This is a genomic window from Pseudomonas sp. 20-5 (assembly GCF_056782835.1).
This window is the reverse complement of sequence record NZ_CM165584.1, coordinates 1,076,602-1,092,574: the sequence shown is the minus strand read 5'-3', so window position 1 is coordinate 1,092,574 and position 15,973 is coordinate 1,076,602. Positions and strand designations below refer to the sequence as shown.

The 15,973-nt window shown below is 67.5% G+C and carries 13 protein-coding genes; 1 reads left to right on the top strand and 12 read right to left on the bottom strand.

Annotated features, from left to right (window positions below; translation table 11 throughout):
* Positions 1 to 100: 100 nt before the first annotated feature.
* The 6 genes from AC1RB9_RS05155 to AC1RB9_RS05130 form a co-directional block, all read right to left on the bottom strand.
* Positions 101 to 2,137, bottom strand: a complete 2,037-nt coding sequence (locus AC1RB9_RS05155; RefSeq protein ID WP_003453905.1) for an OPT family oligopeptide transporter — start codon at positions 2,135 to 2,137, stop codon at positions 101 to 103.
* Positions 2,138 to 2,299: 162 nt separating this feature from the next.
* Entirely contained in the window at positions 2,300 to 3,133 is an 834-nt protein-coding gene (gene tauD / locus AC1RB9_RS05150; protein WP_003114311.1) for a taurine dioxygenase, read from the bottom strand.
* A 106-nt stretch (positions 3,134 to 3,239) separates the two neighbouring features.
* Positions 3,240 to 4,058, bottom strand: a complete 819-nt coding sequence (locus AC1RB9_RS05145) for an ABC transporter permease subunit (RefSeq protein ID WP_003114312.1) — start codon at positions 4,056 to 4,058, stop codon at positions 3,240 to 3,242.
* Complete coding sequence (locus AC1RB9_RS05140) at positions 4,048 to 4,839, bottom strand: taurine ABC transporter ATP-binding protein (protein WP_003114313.1); 792 nt, start codon at positions 4,837 to 4,839, stop codon at positions 4,048 to 4,050. The genes AC1RB9_RS05145 and AC1RB9_RS05140 overlap by 11 nt, the downstream gene beginning before the upstream one ends.
* A 64-nt stretch (positions 4,840 to 4,903) precedes the next feature.
* On the bottom strand, positions 4,904 to 5,917 hold the full coding sequence (tauA, locus tag AC1RB9_RS05135) for a taurine ABC transporter substrate-binding protein (RefSeq protein WP_003114314.1): 1,014 nt from the start codon (positions 5,915 to 5,917) through the stop codon (positions 4,904 to 4,906).
* Positions 5,918 to 6,121: 204 nt separating this feature from the next.
* Positions 6,122 to 7,042, bottom strand: a complete 921-nt coding sequence (locus AC1RB9_RS05130) for an acyl-CoA dehydrogenase family protein (RefSeq protein WP_003143037.1) — start codon at positions 7,040 to 7,042, stop codon at positions 6,122 to 6,124.
* Positions 7,043 to 7,366: 324 nt separating this feature from the next.
* Between AC1RB9_RS05130 and AC1RB9_RS05125 the strand changes: the two genes are divergently transcribed.
* Positions 7,367 to 7,693 (top strand): HU family DNA-binding protein, encoded by a 327-nt coding sequence (locus AC1RB9_RS05125; protein ID WP_223198316.1) that lies wholly within the window; start codon positions 7,367 to 7,369, stop codon positions 7,691 to 7,693.
* A 123-nt stretch (positions 7,694 to 7,816) separates the two neighbouring features.
* Here AC1RB9_RS05125 and AC1RB9_RS05120 read toward each other — a convergent pair whose 3' ends face one another.
* The 6 genes from AC1RB9_RS05120 to AC1RB9_RS05095 all read right to left on the bottom strand — a co-directional run bounded on the left by AC1RB9_RS05120 (position 7,817) and on the right by AC1RB9_RS05095 (position 15,959).
* Positions 7,817 to 8,413: an HAD family hydrolase gene (locus tag AC1RB9_RS05120; RefSeq protein ID WP_003107576.1), complete on the bottom strand. Its 597-nt coding sequence runs from the start codon at positions 8,411 to 8,413 to the stop codon at positions 7,817 to 7,819.
* Positions 8,410 to 9,279, bottom strand: a complete 870-nt coding sequence (gene tesB, locus AC1RB9_RS05115; protein WP_003453908.1) for an acyl-CoA thioesterase II — start codon at positions 9,277 to 9,279, stop codon at positions 8,410 to 8,412. Before tesB ends, AC1RB9_RS05120 begins: the two co-directional genes overlap by 4 nt.
* Positions 9,280 to 9,312: 33 nt before the next feature.
* Positions 9,313 to 10,908: a SagB/ThcOx family dehydrogenase gene (locus AC1RB9_RS05110; RefSeq protein ID WP_003453913.1), complete on the bottom strand. Its 1,596-nt coding sequence runs from the start codon at positions 10,906 to 10,908 to the stop codon at positions 9,313 to 9,315.
* A gap of 2 nt (positions 10,909 to 10,910) precedes the next feature.
* Complete coding sequence (locus AC1RB9_RS05105; RefSeq protein ID WP_003106018.1) at positions 10,911 to 11,489, bottom strand: GNAT family N-acetyltransferase; 579 nt, start codon at positions 11,487 to 11,489, stop codon at positions 10,911 to 10,913.
* 26 nt (positions 11,490 to 11,515) lie between these two features.
* Complete coding sequence (locus AC1RB9_RS05100; protein WP_003106016.1) at positions 11,516 to 12,106, bottom strand: GNAT family N-acetyltransferase; 591 nt, start codon at positions 12,104 to 12,106, stop codon at positions 11,516 to 11,518.
* Between the two features lie 214 nt (positions 12,107 to 12,320).
* Positions 12,321 to 15,959 carry a transporter substrate-binding domain-containing protein gene (locus tag AC1RB9_RS05095; RefSeq protein WP_003106014.1) on the bottom strand — a complete coding sequence of 1,213 codons (3,639 nt, stop codon included), beginning with the start codon at positions 15,957 to 15,959 and terminating at the stop codon, positions 12,321 to 12,323.
* Positions 15,960 to 15,973: the final 14 nt, after the last annotated feature.

Sequence of the window (15,973 nt, the reverse complement as noted above, 5' to 3'; positions counted from 1 at the left end):
AAAAGGGGGCGCGCAGGGCGCCCCTTCCCTCATCCTCCGTCCCTGACCGCGGGGAATGACGCTAGCGGCAACATCCCATCCCCGTGCAGCTGCGAATCCCTCAGCGCGCCAGCACTCGCCGGTAGAACAGCACGCAGATCGCGACGAATACCACCAGTCCCAGCCACTGGGCGATGCCCGCGAAGCCGGCGCCGGCCAGCGCCAGCGGCGCGTCCTCGCCGGTGGCGCCGATCACCCCGGCGAGCAGGATGCCCATCAGGCTCTCGCCGACGATCAGCCCCGAAGCCAGCAGCACGCCGCGTCGCTTCGGCTCTTCGGCATAAGCCTCTTCGTCGACCCCGGCCGCCGCCGCACGCTTCTTCAGGGCATTTTCCAGCAGCCAGGAAATCAGCGCACCGACCACCAGGGTCATGCCGATGGTCGGCGGCAGGTAGATCCCCAGGCCCACCGCCAGCACCGGCAGGCAGGCCTTGCCGGTACGGCGCAGGAGCAGGTCGACGAGGATCAGGGCGATGCCCAGGGCGACGCCGATGAGGATCATGTTCCAGTTCAGCGCGTCGTGGAAAATCCCGCTGGCGATCGCCGTCATCAGGGTCGCCTGCGGCGCGGCCAGGGCCTGGCCGGGGTCCATTCCCTCGCGCGGCAGGGCCCCGGTGAAGCCGTAGGCGCTGTAGAGCAGTTCCAGCACCGGGGGGATCACCAGCGCGCCGACGATGCAGCCGACGATCAGCGCGACCTGCTGGCGCCAGGGCGTGGCGCCGACCAGGTAGCCGGTCTTGAGGTCCTGCAGGTTGTCGTTGGAGATCGCCGCGATGGCCAGCACCACCGAGGTGGTAAACAGCGCCAGGGCGATCGCCAGCTTGCCGTTCTGGCGGTCCAGCAGGCCGCCCTCGATGCTGCCGAAGCCGAGTATCAGCAACGACACCAGGATGACCGCGATGATTCCGATCCCCGAGATCGGACTGCTCGACGAACCGACCAGGCCGGCCATGTAGCCGCAGGCGGCGGCGATCAGGAAGCCGAAGAAGAAGGCGAACACCACGCATACCGCCACCAGACTCCAGAACTGCGGGCTGGCCATGTCCGGCGCGGCGGCACCGAGGAAGTGGCTGAAGACCACGAACAGCGAGACCAGCAGTATCCCGGCGATCAGCAGGATCCACTTGGCCGGCATGTCCAGCTCGGTGCGCAGGCTGTTCGCCTGGCTATTGCCGCGCACTGCCCCGAGGGAGGCCCAGACGCCCCGCACCATCGGCTTGAACAGGGTCGCCAGGGTCCACAGCGCGGCCACGCCGATGGTGCCGGCGCCGAGGAAGCGCACCTGCGAACTCCACAGTTGGGTGGCTAGGTCCGACAGGCTCTGGCCGTCGGCCGGCACGCTGTTGACGGTCAGCAGCGGCACCGCGACGCCCCAGGAGATCACCACGCCGATGAGGATCGCGATGCCGGCGGTGATGCCCATCAGGTAGCCGGCACCGACCAGCGCCAGGGAAAAACCGGTGGAAAGGCGGAACGCCGCCTGCCCGGCACTGAGCCAGACGCTGAAGCCTTCGGCGAGAACCTTGAAGCCGCTGCTCCAGAGGCTGAACAGCGCCGCCACCAGGCCGCCGCCGAGGATGTCGTAGAGCCCCGGCGCGTTACCGGCGGCACGCGGCGCGCGGGCGTCTTCCTCGTCCTCGGCGCCGTCGCTGCCGACCCGGAGGATTTCCGCCGCCGCCACCCCTTCCGGATACGGCAGTTCGCTCTGCACCACCATCACCCGGCGCAGCGGAATGGTATAGAGCACCCCGAGAATGCCGCCGATGGAGCAGATCGCCGCGGTCTGCCAGAACGGGAAGCCACTCCAGTAGCCGATCATCAGCAGGCCGGGAAGGATGAAGATGATCGAGGACAGAGTGCCGGCCGCCGAGGCCTGGGTCTGCACCATGTTGTTCTCGAGGATGTTGGCGCCGGAGAAGTAGCGCAGGACGGCCATCGAGATCACCGCCGCCGGGATCGACGAGGCGAAGGTCAGGCCGACCTTCAGACCGAGGTAGACGTTGGAGGCGGTGAAGACCACGGTGATCAGCGCACCGAGGATCAGGCCACGCAGGGTGAGCTCTGGCAGGGGCAGCTCATCCGGGATGCGTTCTTGCATGGATGAAAACTCTCGAAACAATTGGACCCGCCAAGCTTAGGCGAGAGCGGCACGCCGGGACACGACAGCGAATGTCGCAGAGGCGACCTTTTCGAGAGCAAAAGCTGGCGGAACGGACAGTTGCCGGCGCGGGCCGCCGGAGGAAGCCCGCGCGCGGCGTCGTCAGAAGGGCTTGTCGCCGAGGATGGTGGCGCGATGCATGACCCGCCGCTGTGGCCGGTAATCGTCCACCGCGTAGTGCTGCGTCACGCGGTTGTCCCAGAACGCCACGTCGTTTTCCTGCCAGCGCCAGCGCACGGTGAATTCAGGTCGCGTGGCATGGGCGAAGAGGAACTTCAGCAGCGCATCGCTCTCGGCCGGCTCCAGTTCGTTGATGCGGGTGGTAAAGCCATCGCTGACAAACAGGCCCTTGCGCCCGGTGACCGGATGGGTGCGCACCACCGGATGCGAGCGCGGCGGATTCTTCAGGCGGGCCTCCTCCAGGCGCGCCAGGTCGGCCTCGGTGACGCCGAAGCGTTCGCGGGGGAAGGACTTGCCGATGTCGTGGGTCGCCGTGAGGCCGTCCAGCAGACGCCGCAGCGGCGCCGACAGCGCCTCGTAGGCCGCCGTGCTGCTCGCCCAGAGGGTGTCGCCGCCGTACGGCGGCAATTGCTTGGCGGCGAGCACGGCTCCCAGCGCCGGGGTCTCGAGGAAGGTCACGTCAGTGTGCCAGATGGCATTGTCGCGCACGTCGGTGACCGCGGTGTCGAGGACGATGACCTCCGGCTGCTCCGGCACGCTGGGGTAGATAGGATGGATGTGCAGGTCGCCGAAGCGGGCGGCGAAGCGCGCCTGGCTCCTGGGTTCCAGCGACTGGTCGCGGAAGAACAGCACCTGGTGTTCGAGCAGGGCCTGCTCGATGGCCCGCTGGCCGGTGTCGTCCAGCGGCGCGCCGAGGTCGATGCCGGAAACGATGGCGCCCAGGGCCGGGCTGATGGGTTGGATGGTCAGGCTCATGTCGTGCTACTCGTCGGGCAGGTTGCGGGCGCGCCCTGCGCGCCCTCGCTCCGGCCTTCGCCGCGTGAGTGAAGGCCGGTTCGGAAATGACTCGGGACTCTCGCGCTCAACCCCAGGCGGCGAAGCGCCGCTGGACCCAGCGCAGCCCCAGTTCGAAGGCCAGGGCGATGGCGGCGATCAGCAGGATGCCGACCACCACCACGTCGGTGGCGAGGAATTGCGCGGCGGACTGGACCATGAAGCCGAGGCCTCGGTTGGCCGCGATCAGCTCGGCGGCGACCAGGGTCGACCAGCCGACGCCGAGGGCGATGCGCAGGCCGGTGAGGACCTCCGGCAAGGCACTCGGCAGGATCACGTAGCGCACCACCTGCCAGCGGCTGGCCCCCAGGCAGCGCACCGCCTGCACCCGCGATCGGTCGACGCGACGCACGCCGGCGGCGGTAGCGATCAGCAGCGGCGCGAACAGCGCCAGGTAGATCAGCAGCACCTTGCTCAGCTCGCCGATGCCGAACCAGATGACGATCAACGGCAGGTAGGCCAACGGCGGGATCGGCCGGTAGAACTCCACCAGCGGATCGAGGGCCGCTCCGGCCAAGGGGTTGAGGCCCATCAGCACGCCCAGCGGGATCGCCGTCAGCACCGCCGCGCCGAGCGCCAGGAGCACCCGCAGCAGACTGGTGCCGACGTGTTGCAGCAGGCTGGCATCGAGGTAGCCCTCCTGCCATAGCCGTTGCAGAGCTTCGAAGAGCTGTTCGGGCGCCGGCAGGAACAGCACGTCGACCCAGCCGAAACGGGTCGCCGCCCACCACAGCAGGGCCAGGGCCAGCACGCTGGCACCGGCGGCCCAGCGCCGACGGTCGCCGGGCAGACGGCGCTTGCGCGGGACAGGATTGGCAACGGCGAGTCCGAGGGTATCAGTGGGCATGTTCGGCCTCCGCGACATCGAGGAATTCGTCCAGCAACGCCTGGCGCAAACGGCCGAACTCGGGATCAGCCTTGATCGAACGCACCGTTTCGCCGGCGGCGTAACGCCGCGCGAAGTCCACCGGCAGGCGCTTGACGATGCGCGCCGGCGGGCCGTCCATCACCACCAGGTCGGTAGCCAGGAACAGGGCTTCGTCGACGCTGTGGGTGATCAGGAAGAGGCCCTTGCCGGTCTGCTTCCACAGGTCCAGCAGGAGCACCTGCATGCGCTCGCGGGTCAGCGCGTCGAGCGCGCCGAACGGCTCGTCGAGCAGCAGGAAGTCCGGCTCGACCGCCAGCGCGCGTGCCAGCCCGAGGCGTTGCCGCTGGCCGCCGGAGAGCTGAGCGACGGACTGCTCGGCGTACTCCTGGAGGCCCACCAGTTGCAGGACCTGGCGCGCCCGCGCGGTGCGCTCGGCCTTGCCCAGGCCACGGATGCGCAGGCCCAGGGCGACGTTGTCGAGGGCGTTGAGCCAGGGCATCAGGGCGTCGTCCTGGAATACCACGCCGCGCTCGCCGCCAGGCCCTTCGAGTGTCCGGCCGTCGATCTGCACGCGTCCCTGGTCCGGCTTCTGGAAACCGGCAAGGATGTTCAGCAGTGTCGACTTGCCGCAGCCCGAAGGACCCAGCACCACCAGCGACTCGCCCTTGGCCAGGCCCAGGCTGAGATCGCGGAGGATGGCGCGGCGCTGGCCGCGCTGTTCGAATGAGAGGCTGATCGCCTCGGCCGTCAGACGGCTCATGTGTTCTGCCCTCCGTAGGGTAAGAAAGCCTCCGCTCCGACAGGCCGGAGCGGAGTCGCGGAATTCAGCGCTGGCCGACCTGGACCTGCTCCGCCTGGCGCACGAAGTCGGCGCTGACGTAGGGCGAGTAGTCGCCGAGGACGGCCGGCACGCGCTTCTGTTCCTTGAGGAATTCGGCAGTGCCGGCGATAGCCTTGGCGGTGCCGCCGCCGAGCAGGTCGGCGGACAGTTGCGCCTGGCTTTCCGGGAAGGTCGAGCCGGCCAGCAGTTCGGGGACGTCCCTGGGATCGGCGCCGGTCAGCCGGGCGATCTTCTTCACCGGCTCGGAGTCGGCGGTCCATTCGGCCTTGTGCGCGTTGTAGTCGGCGAAGGAATCGAGGCTGACGCGGGCGAAGCGGGCGACGATTTCAGGATGCTTCTCGGCGAAGTCCTTGCGCGCCACCCACACCTCGAATGTCGGCGCACCCCACTGGCCGACTTCGGCGGCGTCGGTGAGGACCTTGCCGCTTTTCTTGATCTCGCCCAGCGCCGGCGACCAGACGAAGGCCCCGTCGATGTCGCCGCGACGCCAGGCGGCAGCGATCTCGGCCGGGTTGAGGTTGACGATCTTCACCTTGGACGGATCGATCTGCCAGTGCTTGAGGGCGCCGAGCAGGCTGTAGTGGGAGGTTGAAACGAACGGGGTAGCGATGGTCTTGCCGACCAGGTCCTCGGGTTTCCCGATCCCGCTTCCATTGCGCACCACCAGCGCCTCGGCGGCGTTGATCTGCGCGGAAACGATGAAGGCGACGATCGGCAGCTTCCGCGAGGTCGCCGCTGCCAGTGGGCTGGACCCGATGTTGCCGAGTTGCAGGTCTCCGGAGGCGAGCGCGGCGATCACTTCCGGACCGCTGTTGAAGCGGCGCCAGTCGATCTTCTCGCCGATGGCTTTCTCGTACAGGCCATCGGCCTGGGGCACCTTGGTCGGGTCGATGCCGGTCTGGTAGCCGACCGTGATGTCGGCGGCCTGGGCGGCGACGGAAAGGCTGGCAAAGGCCAGGGCTGCCACCAGGCGGTGCAGGGAATTCGGGCGTTTCATCGGGCGAACCTCGGAGGCAACGGTGCCGCGCTCCGGAGGAGAACGGACCAGGGACGGGCAATGGGTGGCGACAGCAAGTCCGGTGGTCCGGTGCGATGCAGATTACAGATATAAAAAACTCGATATAAATAATATTTTGGAATTAGTTTATGAGCGCGAATGCGCCCCCGGATGCCCTTCCGCCCTTGCTCCATGCCCCCGTCCCTACAGGGCCGCGCCCAGCAAACGGGCTTCCAGGGCCTGTCGGCGCAGGCAGGCGAGCAGCCCGGCGCGGGCCACCGCCTCCGCCTCGCTCGCCAGCAGCGACGCCGCCGCGCTTTCGCGGAATGTCAGCGCGCCGCCGCGGGCGAATGCCGCCTGGAAGGACTCCGCCGCCAGTTCGACAAGACGCAGCGCGAGGGCGAGGAGACGCGGCGCCTCTCCCTGCCCCGCCACGTCGCCCGGCACCCGCGCAGCCTGGCCCAGGTCGAGGTTGGCCTGGGCCAATCGGGTCAAGCCTTCGCGCAGTTGCCCGCACGGGGTCGGCGGCAGGCCGGGCGGCACCAGGATGTCCTCGGGATGCAGCCGCAGCCGCTGGTAATGCAGCCGCTGCCCGGCGGGCAAGAACAGCCCCGAGCCATCGGCGAGGCCGGAGATGTCGATGCCTGCCCGCCCCGTTTCGGCGACAGCGATCAGGTGAGCGCGGGAGGGCGCGTGCCAGGCTGAGATCAGCAAGCGATCCACGTCTTCCACGGCGAAGCAATCGCTACCCCGTCCACCCACCAGGAAACCGCCCCGCCAGTGCTCCTGCGCTTCGGGCTGGGCGCGCCGCAGATCGACCGCCTCGCTCCACAGCCAGCGGCGCTCGACGCTGGCCGGCAACAGGCGGCGCTGCTGTTCAGGACTACCCAGCAGGCGAATGGAAGCGATCTGCAGATGATGCAGGGCCAGGCGCCGTGCCAGCTCGAGTTCCTGCTCGGCCAGGTGGCGGACGCCAGCGAAGATTTCCCCCCAGTCCCGCTCCATGCCGGCGAACACGCGCGGCACTGCCAGCGCCAGCAGTCCACTGTCGCGCAGGCTTGCCGCCCAACCGGCCATGGGTCGCGGTGTCCTGGGGTCGGGCGAGTGGAGCCGGGCTTCGCTCATGCGGCACCTCGAACGGGGAGCGAGGGCCAGGCGTTGGCGCGAGGTAAGCAGGCTCCGGTGATGGAAAGGGACGGGATGTCCTGCTTATAACATTAATGGATGAAACCCTAACCTATAAATAACCAATAATCCTTAACTAAGAACCGGAGGCATGCGCCCCTGGCAGAACCATGAGGATGCGTCGGGCAACCGACGCCGGCATCATTCCGGACAGCCGCGAAAACCTCTGTAACGGCTCTGTCATGCGCGTCGTGCGAGGAAACAAATAAGCGGAGAAAAGGGAACCTTATTCGCGCCAAGCTGTTTAAAATCACGCCCGTTTCTGTGCGAGGCCCCTCGCGCAGTCTTTTACCAAGGAGCTACACCACCATGGCACTGACCAAAGACCAACTGATCCAGGACATCGCCGAAGCCATCGACGCGCAGAAGACCACCGTTCGCAGCGCGCTCGACCAGCTCGCCGAGATCGTCAAGGACGCCCTGGAGAACGATGGCGAAATCACCCTGCCGGGTATCGGCAAGCTGAAGGTCTCCGAGCGTCCCGCGCGCACCGGCCGCAACCCGCAGACCGGCAAGGCGATCGAGATCGCTGCCAAGCGTGTAGCCAAGTTCGTTCCGGCCAAGGCACTGACCGACGCGATCAACGGCTGATAACGGCCGCCGCATCCCGCACGGATGCGCAGGAAAAAAGCGCAGGAGCCTGGCCTCCTGCGCTTTTTTCGTTTTCGGGGAGCCGCTGGCGCTGCCGCCCTCGAGGTTTTCCGCCGGATATTCCTACGGCGTTTGCAGTTGCTCGAGCAACGCATGGCAATCGGCAGCGTGCCAGTCGGCCAGCTCCGGCCAGGGGTTTTCCGGCAGGTTGACCAGCACCGTGCGACTACCCGCGGCGCGTCCGCAGTCGAGGTCGAAACGGTAGTCGCCGACCATCACCAGCTCCGCCGGCGTCACGTTCCAGCGTCGGGCGATGCGCAGCAAGCCATCAGGGTCCGGCTTGGGCCGCGCCTCGCCGCGCCCGAGGATGTGCTCGGTGGGGAAGCAGCCGCCCAGGCCGATCGCTTCGAGGGTGATCAGCGCCAACTGGTGGTCGTTGCGGGTCAGGATGCCCAGGCGCACGCCGCGCCGCTGCAACTCGCGCACCAGTTCCAGTGCGCCCGGCGCCGGCCGCGCGGCCTCGGCCAGGGCGCGCTCGTGTTCGAGCAGCCAGGCGTGCTTGGCCGCCGCCTCGGCCTCGGGCAGGGCGGCGAGGTGCAGCAGGATGTCGTCCTGCTCGGGGATGTCCAGCGCTCGGCGGATCGCCGGGAAGTCGTGCACGGCCCGGGTCAGGGTGCCGTCCATGTCGAACACCCAGTGGCGGATGTCGGCCAGCCTCACGCCCAGTCCTCACGCTTGCGGATCAGGCCTTCCTGGCTCGACGAGGCGACCAGCTGGCCGCTCTGGTTGAAGATGCTGCCGCGCACGAAACCGCGTGCGTTGCCGGCCCAGGGGCTGTCGATGGCGTAGAGCAGCCACTCGTCCGCGCGCAGGTCGCGGTGGAACCACAGGGCGTGGTCGAGGCTGGCGACCTGCATGGTCTTCTGCCACACCGAAACGGCATGGGGCTGCATCGAGGTGGTAAGGAAACCGAAATCCGAGGCGTAGGCCAGCAGGTACTTGTGCAGCGCCGGGACGTCCGGCAGCTTGCCGTCGGCACGGAACCAGAGGTACTTCACCGGTTCGTCGGGCTGCGGGTCGTAGGGGGCGTGCTGGGTGACCGGACGAATCTCGATGGGCTTCGGATACAGCAGCTTGTCGCGGATGCGCTCGGGAATCCGCTCGGCGCGCTGGCGGGTCAGCTCCAGTTCCGAAGGCAGATTATCCGGGCCAACCACCTCGGGCATCTCGATCTGGTGGTGGAAACCTTCCTCGTCGTACTGGAAGGAGCTGCTCAGGGTGAAGATCGGCTGGCCTTTCTGGATCGCGGTGACCCGGCGGGTGCTGAAGCTGCCGCCGTCGCGCACCCGGTCCACCTGGTACACCACCGGCATGCTGGCGTCGCCGGGACGCAGGAAGTAGCCGTGCATGGAGTGTACGTGGCGATCGTCCTCCACCGTCTGGCTGGCCGCCGACAGCGCCTGCCCCAGGACCTGGCCGCCATAGAGCTGGCGGAAGCCGAGATCCTGGCTCATGCCCCGGAACAGGTTCTCCTCGATGGGTTCCAGGCTCAGCAAAGCCACCAGGTTGTCCAGTATCTGGGTCATGGGGTGTTTCCTCGAATTCGGGCTGTCGACGGGCTAGTCGCGGCGCATGGCCGGGTACGCGGGCATGTTGCAAAGACGAGTGTCCCACACCGCGCGGCCGAGGGTGAAATGGTAGAGACTGGCCATGGACTCATCCGTTAGTCCAAGCAGCTCATGCACCAGGGGGTCGTAGTAGCAGCCGATACCCGTCCCAGACAGCCCGGCGGCCTCCGCCTCGAGGTAGAGCAACTGGCCGACCTGCCCGCATTCCCAGTACAGCCGCGGATAGCACCAGGGACCTTCTTCGAGCGCCGCGCCGAGATGGGCGAGCATGGCGAGCGCGACGCAGCCGTCGCCGGCGATGTCCTGCTGGCAGGAGAGATACGCCGACAGCGCGCGTGCATCGCCTTCCTGCAACAGGTACAGCGGCAACTCCGGATCGACGTGCTGCCAGAGGAAGTCCTCGCGCATCGGCGGCCGCCGCAGGCCGCTGCGGTCCAGCCAGTACAACCCCGGCACCAGGCCCCGGACGCGATGGACGAACAGCAGCAGATCGACCCGCGCGGCCTCGCCGGTGACCGCGAAAGGCACCGGCGAGCGCTCCGGCAGCAGCCTGCGCAGCCAGGCCCGCAGCAGCCCGACATCGATGCCGGCGCGCCCGTCCATGCGCTGCGCGCTACGCCGCCGATGCAGCAGCGGTCGCAGCGGCAGGCCGGGGTTGTCGTTGCCGGGCTCGCCCGGTGCGACCCTCCACGGGCGTGCCGGCAGGCGCGGCGCCCGACATAGCCCATGTATCCGCTGCAACTCCGGCCAGTCCCGGTACTCCCGCGACAGCCGGTTCGGCGCGCCGGCCAACGGCAGGGCCGCCAGTCCTTCGCACAGGCGCGGCGAAAGGGAAGGCTCCTGCGTGAGCGCCGGCCCGATCCAGAACAGTGCGTCGACGCTCTCGCACTCGGCGAAGCCGTCCCGGTCAAGGCCGAACAGGCCGTCCAGTGCGCTTTCGGCGACGCCGCGCAGCAGGCGCATCTCCCAGCCCTGGATCGCCGCGGCGATCGAGAGGCAGGCCAGCGCGTGGCCGAGGTCATGCTGGCAGTAGCGATAGGCTCGCTCACCGTATTTCCAGGCCTCGCGCCAGGGCACGCTGGTCAATGCCAGGAGGCAGCCGCCGGGCGGCAAGCAGTCATCCAGCAGCGAAGCCAGCGGCGCCGGCAGTTCGCCGCGCACCTCCAGGGCATGCTTGTCGGGACGGTAGTGGGCGAGCAGCGGCGCCGGCTCCAGGGTACCGCCGGGAAGCAGCAGGTAGGCTTCGGTGGGATGCAGGTTGCCGCTCGACGGATTGACCCGCAGCGCCCAGCGAGTGCCGCCGGCCTCCTTCCAGGCCGACAGCGCCAATCCGTCGTAGAGCATCTGCGAGAGGCTGCGGCGATCGAGCCGAGAGGGCGCGGCCGCCGGCCCGGAAAACACCCCGTCGTAGGGTGGCGACTCCTCCAGCGGCCGATGCAGCAGTTCGATTTGCCGGCAGCCCCGGTACTGGCGGAACGGCGCCGGCTGGGTCGCCCAGTCCAGTCCGCCGGGACCGGGTGCGTAGCGCTCCGGGCGATGCATGCTGAGGCGATGGTAGGAGAGCACCTCGCCGCCGCCGTCGCCCATGTTCACCGCTCCGCCCAGCGGGCCGCGTCGACGCGATAGAGGATATGCCGGCGCATCGGGTGATCCGCTGCCAGGAGTGGGTGGTCGAAATCCTCGGCCGGATCGCGACGCATGCCCAGGCGCTCCATCAAGCCCCAGGAGCGGCGGTTGGGCGGCGTGGTGAAGGCCACCACCTCGGGCAGGCGCAGCCGCTCGAAGGCGAAGTCCAAGGCGGTTTCCGCCGCTTCGCGGGCGAGTCCACGCCCCCAGTAGGCGGGCGCCAGGCGCCAGCCGATCTCCACGGTCGGGGCGAAGTGCACGTCCATGGTCACGTCGAACAGGCCGGTGAATCCGATGAACGCCGCCTCGCCCGGTAGCTCCAGGGCCCAGGGCCCGTAGCCACGCTCGGCAAAATGCGCCTGGACGCGATCGACCAAGGCGTCGCTCTGCGCGCGGTCGAGCACACTGGGGAAGAATTCCATTACCTGCGGGTCGGCGCACATCTCGGCGAACGCCTCGCGGTCGCTGTCGCGCCAGGCGCGCAGCAGCAGGCGCGGGCCATGCAGTTCGGAAATAGCGGAAGGGGGAAGGTTCGCGTTCATGGGAGGCCTTTTCGGAAACGGCCGACTCATCTGCGAAGCCAGTCCTCGCGCGTCAACCGGTACAGCACATGATGCCGCAAGCGGTGGCCGGGAGGCAGGTCGGGATGCTCGAAGTCGTCGGTGGGATCGCGATGCATCCCCAGGCGCTCCATCAGCCCCAGGGAGTTCTCGTTGGCCGGTACGGTGAAAGCCACCACCTGGTCCAGGCCAAGGGTATCGAAGGCGTAGCTCAGCGCCGCCTCGGCCGCCTCGTGGGCGAAGCCCTCCGCCCAATGCTCGGCGGCGAGACGCCAGCCGATGGCCACCGCGGGTACGAAGGGCGCATCGAAGTCCACGACCTCCAGCCCCACGTAGCCGATGAAAGGATCGCCGCCCTTGACCTGCAGCGCCCACCAGCCAAAACCGTGCTCGGCGAAGTGCGCGTCGATGCGGCGCAGCAACGCGTCGCTCTGGGCACGATCCAGGCAGGACGGAAAGAACTCCATCACCAGTGGATCGGCATTCAGCTCGGCGAACCTGGCCCGGTCCTGCACCAGCCAGGGCCGCAGGATCAGACGGTGGGTATACAGCCGTGGCGAGCGAAGATGCTCGATGCTCAGGCTGGTCAGGTCGGCCATCGCTTGGTTCCTTTCGTTCAACGCACTCCAGAAGGACTATCTGACCGCAGGAATCGGCTGGGGTGCCCGCGAGGGCGGTATTCCGATCTTTGGTCAGGCTCCGCGGAAAAGGCTCCCCAACCGGAGTGTAGTCTTTTCCGCGCCTGGACATGCCCGATCCTCGGGCAAAGCGATGACGATTGGTTTACCGCCCGGGCAACGGGCGCGGGCCACGTCAATCCGTGCACTCTTCCACCAGGCTTTCGTCCAGGGCGAGGATCGCCAGTTTCACCCCAACGGCGCACTCTTCCACCCAGGCGAACGAGGCGTTCGGGCTGAGGCAGGCATCCTCGAGGCGCCGGCAGCTTTCCACCAGTTGCTCGCCACGCACCACCCTCGCCGCGCCCTTGATCCGATGCGCCAGCTCGGCCAGTTCGCCGGTCTCCTGGCGTTGCACCAGTCCCTCGAGGGTCTCCAGGTCCTTGCGGTTGCTGGTCAGCAGTTCGTCGAGCAGCCGCCTGAGCATCGTCGGCTCGCCGCCGGTCAGCGCATGCAGGGAATCCAGGTCGTAGAGACGGGGGGCCGTCGGTATGGCGACGGGTTCGGCATCGATGGTGACGGGCAGCTCGTCGGCGGCGAAGCCCAGGGCCAGCAGGCGCTCCTCGAGGACATCGAGGCCGATGGGCTTGATCAGGCACTCGTTCATTCCAGCCTGGATGCAGCGCTCGATCTCCTCCGGCTGGGCGTCCGCGGTGAGGCCGATGATGACCACCGGCTCCTCGCCATTCTCGCGCTCCTCCTGGCGGATCGAGCGGGCAAGGTCGGAGCCGCTCATCAGCGGCATGTGGCAGTCGGTGATGACCATGTCGAACGGTTGCCCATGCCACAGGTTGAGAGCGCTCAGGCCGTTCTCCGCTTCCTCCACGTCATGACCGAGGAAGCTCAGCTGTTGATGGAGGATCTGCCGGTTGACCGCATGATCGTCCACCACCAGCACCTGCAACCGCCGCGCCTGGCGACTGCCGAGCGGGATCGCCCGCACGTTCTCGACGATCGGTTCCAGCACCTGCAGGCGCAGCTCGACGTCGATCCGCGTACCCTGCCCCAGCTCGCTGCTCATCACCAGGCGCCCTCCCATCATTTCGCACAGCGAGCGCGAGATCACCAGGCCGAGCCCGGTGCCCTCGGTGTTCTGCAGGTTGCGGTTGACCTGGGCGAAAGGCCGGAACAACTGCTGCTGGTCGCCCAGGGAAATACCGATGCCGGTGTCTTCCACACAGAGATTGACCTGCAACAGCGACGGCTCCACCTGGCGGCCATCGATGCGGATGCGGATCGAGCCCTCGTCGGTGAACTTGATCGCGTTGCTGACCAGGTTGGAGAGGATCTGCTTGAAGCGCATGGCATCCAGCAGTACGTCGCCGTTGATGCTCGAATCGATCTCCAGCACCAGGCTCAGGCGCTTTTGCCGGGCCAGGCCTTCGAATACCCGTGCCACCGATTCCACCAGCTCGCGCAGGTTGGCCCGTTTCGGCGACAGGCTGAGGCGACCTGACTCGATGCGGGCGATGTCGAGAATATCGCCGATCAGCTCCAGCAGGCTCTTCGCCGAGGCATAGGCGATCTCGATGCTGGAACGGTCCACCCGACCGGTCTCGGCACGCTTGAGCGCCAGTTCGAGGATACCGATCACCGCGTTCATCGGCGTGCGGATCTCGTGGCTCATGGTCGCCAGGAAGGTGGTCTTGGCCCGGCTCGCTTCGTCGGCCAGATTCTTTGCCTCTTCCAGCTCATCGATCAACTGGCGGTGCTCGGTGATGTCCAGCCAGCCACAGATGACACCGCGGATGGTCCCGCTGGAATCGCGGAACGGCTGGATCCAGTGGTCGATCCAGCGCTCCCGACCGCCCAGCGCCACCGGGTAGACCGCCTCGATGGTCCTGCCCTCGCGCATGGCCATCAGGTAGCTGCGATGGAACTCCGGAGCGGTCTCGAAGTTTTCCATGGGCAGTTCGAGCACGGTGCGGTTCATCACCTCCTCGGAACTCAAGCCGACGCTCTGCAGGTAGCTGCGGTTGCAGGACAGCATCCGTCCGTTGACATCGCGCACATACAGCGGCGGAGGCATGCAGTCGGTCAGGGCCTCGACGAACCGCAACTGGTCGCTGAGCGCCTGTTCGACCCGCGCGCGCACCCTGATCTGCCGGCGCTGATAAGTGACCCAGCCCAGGCAGAGCAGCAGCAAGGCCGCTGCGATCGCCAGGATCTCGGTGATCACCAGGATGTAGTCGACCCAGGTCTGGCCGCTCATTCCCGGCGGCGAGCGCCAGCGATTGACGATATCGCTCAGGTCGTCCGGCGAGATGCTCAGCAAGGCCTTGTCGAGAATCGACTGGAGTTCGGCGTCGCCTCGGCGAACGGCGAAGTGGGCGGTGGCCGCACCGATGGGAACCAGGTCGGCGATCGCCAGCCTCTCGCGGAACAACCGGACGATGTAGTAGCGAGCGGTGACCAGCGGCACCACCGCCGCGTCGGCCCGTCCTTCGTAGACCAGGTTCATGGCATCCAGCGCGACGCCGACCTCCACCATCGAGGCCTGCGGATAGCGCTCGCGCACCTGTTGCATGCCCACATGGCCGGCGGGAATCGCTATGCGCTTGCCGTCGAGGCTCCCGGGGCTCTCCGCGCGTCCCTTGTCGTCCGCCCGGGTGACGAGGACGTACGAGGTGGACAGGAACGAGCGGGTGAAACGCAGCATTTCCTCGCGCTTGCTGCTGCGGCTCATGATCGCCAGGTCCGCCTCCTTCCTGGCCAATACGCCGATCTGCTCGGGGAAGCCGCCACTGCGAGGCGTGACCTGGAAATGCAGGCCGGTGCGGCGGGAAATCATGTCCAGCAGGTCGGAGGCGATGCCCGAGAAGGTCTCGTCGGAATTGAAGAAGGCCAGCGGCGCCAGGTCGTCGTTGATGACCAACCGCACCACCGGGTGGCGAGCGATCCAGCGACTCTCCTGCGGCGTCAGCGCGATACGCTGGCCCGTTGGCAGGGAACCGCTGCCGACCCAGCGCCTGGCGATGCTTTCGAGACGGTCCTGGTTGATCGCGCCGATGGCCGAGTTGACGACGCGCAACAGGTTCGTGTCGCCGCGACGAAGGAGGAAGCCGTAGCCCCCTTCCAGGCGGGCATCGGCAAACCGCTCGAACCTCACGTAGCCGTAATAGGACCGATTGATCCGGTGGTAGGCGCTGAGCACATCGTCGAGATACAGGTCGGTATGTCCGAAAGCCACCGCGGCAACGGCCTCGTCATGGCTGCCGAAGACCACGAAACGCGCCCGCGGGAAACGCTGGCGCAATTCCCCGACATGCTCCCGGGCCACCGCCACGCTGAGTCCGGCGAGATCCTCCGGCGAGTTGCGCTTTTCCCCCATCCGCTTGAACACCGCCAATCGGTCACGGGCGTAGGGTTGGCTGAGCACCAGGGAAGAATCGCCCGCCGAGCTGTAATGGCTGCCAAGCAGGTCGATCTTTCCGGCAGCGAGCGCCGCCACGGCATCCGCATGGGTATCGAAGCTCACGACCTTGATGCGCATGCCGAGCAACTGCCCGACCAGCGTGGCGACGTCCGCCGTTATGCCTTCGTAGTTCTCGTCGTCGAGCCGGACGTTGAAGGGCGAGGTCTCGTCCAGCGCCGCGCCGAGCCTCAGGTGACCCTTGTGACGCAGCCAGGCCCAGTCGTCCTCGGCGATCGCCATGTCCTCGTGCTCGATGCGCAACTGGCTGAACAGCGTCAGGGACGGATGCGCTTCGACGGCGAACAGGCGTCCGCCCGACAGCAGCAGGCAGAAGAACAGCAGGAATAGTTTTGATCGCATGAAAGGTCTGTGCG

Bases quoted from the DNA above. Each gene is read 5' to 3' on its own strand.
- AC1RB9_RS05155 (WP_003453905.1), bottom strand. From the start codon at position 2,137: ATGCAAGAACGCATCCCGGATGAGCTGCCCCTGCCAGAGCTCACCCTG.
- tauD (WP_003114311.1), bottom strand. From the start codon at position 3,133: ATGAGCCTGACCATCCAACCCATCAGCCCGGCCCTGGGCGCCATCGTT.
- AC1RB9_RS05145 (WP_003114312.1), bottom strand. From the start codon at position 4,058: ATGCCCACTGATACCCTCGGACTCGCCGTTGCCAATCCTGTCCCGCGC.
- AC1RB9_RS05140 (WP_003114313.1), bottom strand. From the start codon at position 4,839: ATGAGCCGTCTGACGGCCGAGGCGATCAGCCTCTCATTCGAACAGCGC.
- tauA (WP_003114314.1), bottom strand. From the start codon at position 5,917: ATGAAACGCCCGAATTCCCTGCACCGCCTGGTGGCAGCCCTGGCCTTT.
- AC1RB9_RS05130 (WP_003143037.1), bottom strand. From the start codon at position 7,042: ATGAGCGAAGCCCGGCTCCACTCGCCCGACCCCAGGACACCGCGACCC.
- tesB (WP_003453908.1), bottom strand. From the start codon at position 9,279: ATGACCCAGATACTGGACAACCTGGTGGCTTTGCTGAGCCTGGAACCC.
- AC1RB9_RS05110 (WP_003453913.1), bottom strand. From the start codon at position 10,908: ATGGGCGACGGCGGCGGCGAGGTGCTCTCCTACCATCGCCTCAGCATG.
- AC1RB9_RS05105 (WP_003106018.1), bottom strand. From the start codon at position 11,489: ATGAACGCGAACCTTCCCCCTTCCGCTATTTCCGAACTGCATGGCCCG.
- AC1RB9_RS05100 (WP_003106016.1), bottom strand. From the start codon at position 12,106: ATGGCCGACCTGACCAGCCTGAGCATCGAGCATCTTCGCTCGCCACGG.
- AC1RB9_RS05095 (WP_003106014.1), bottom strand. From the start codon at position 15,959: ATGCGATCAAAACTATTCCTGCTGTTCTTCTGCCTGCTGCTGTCGGGC.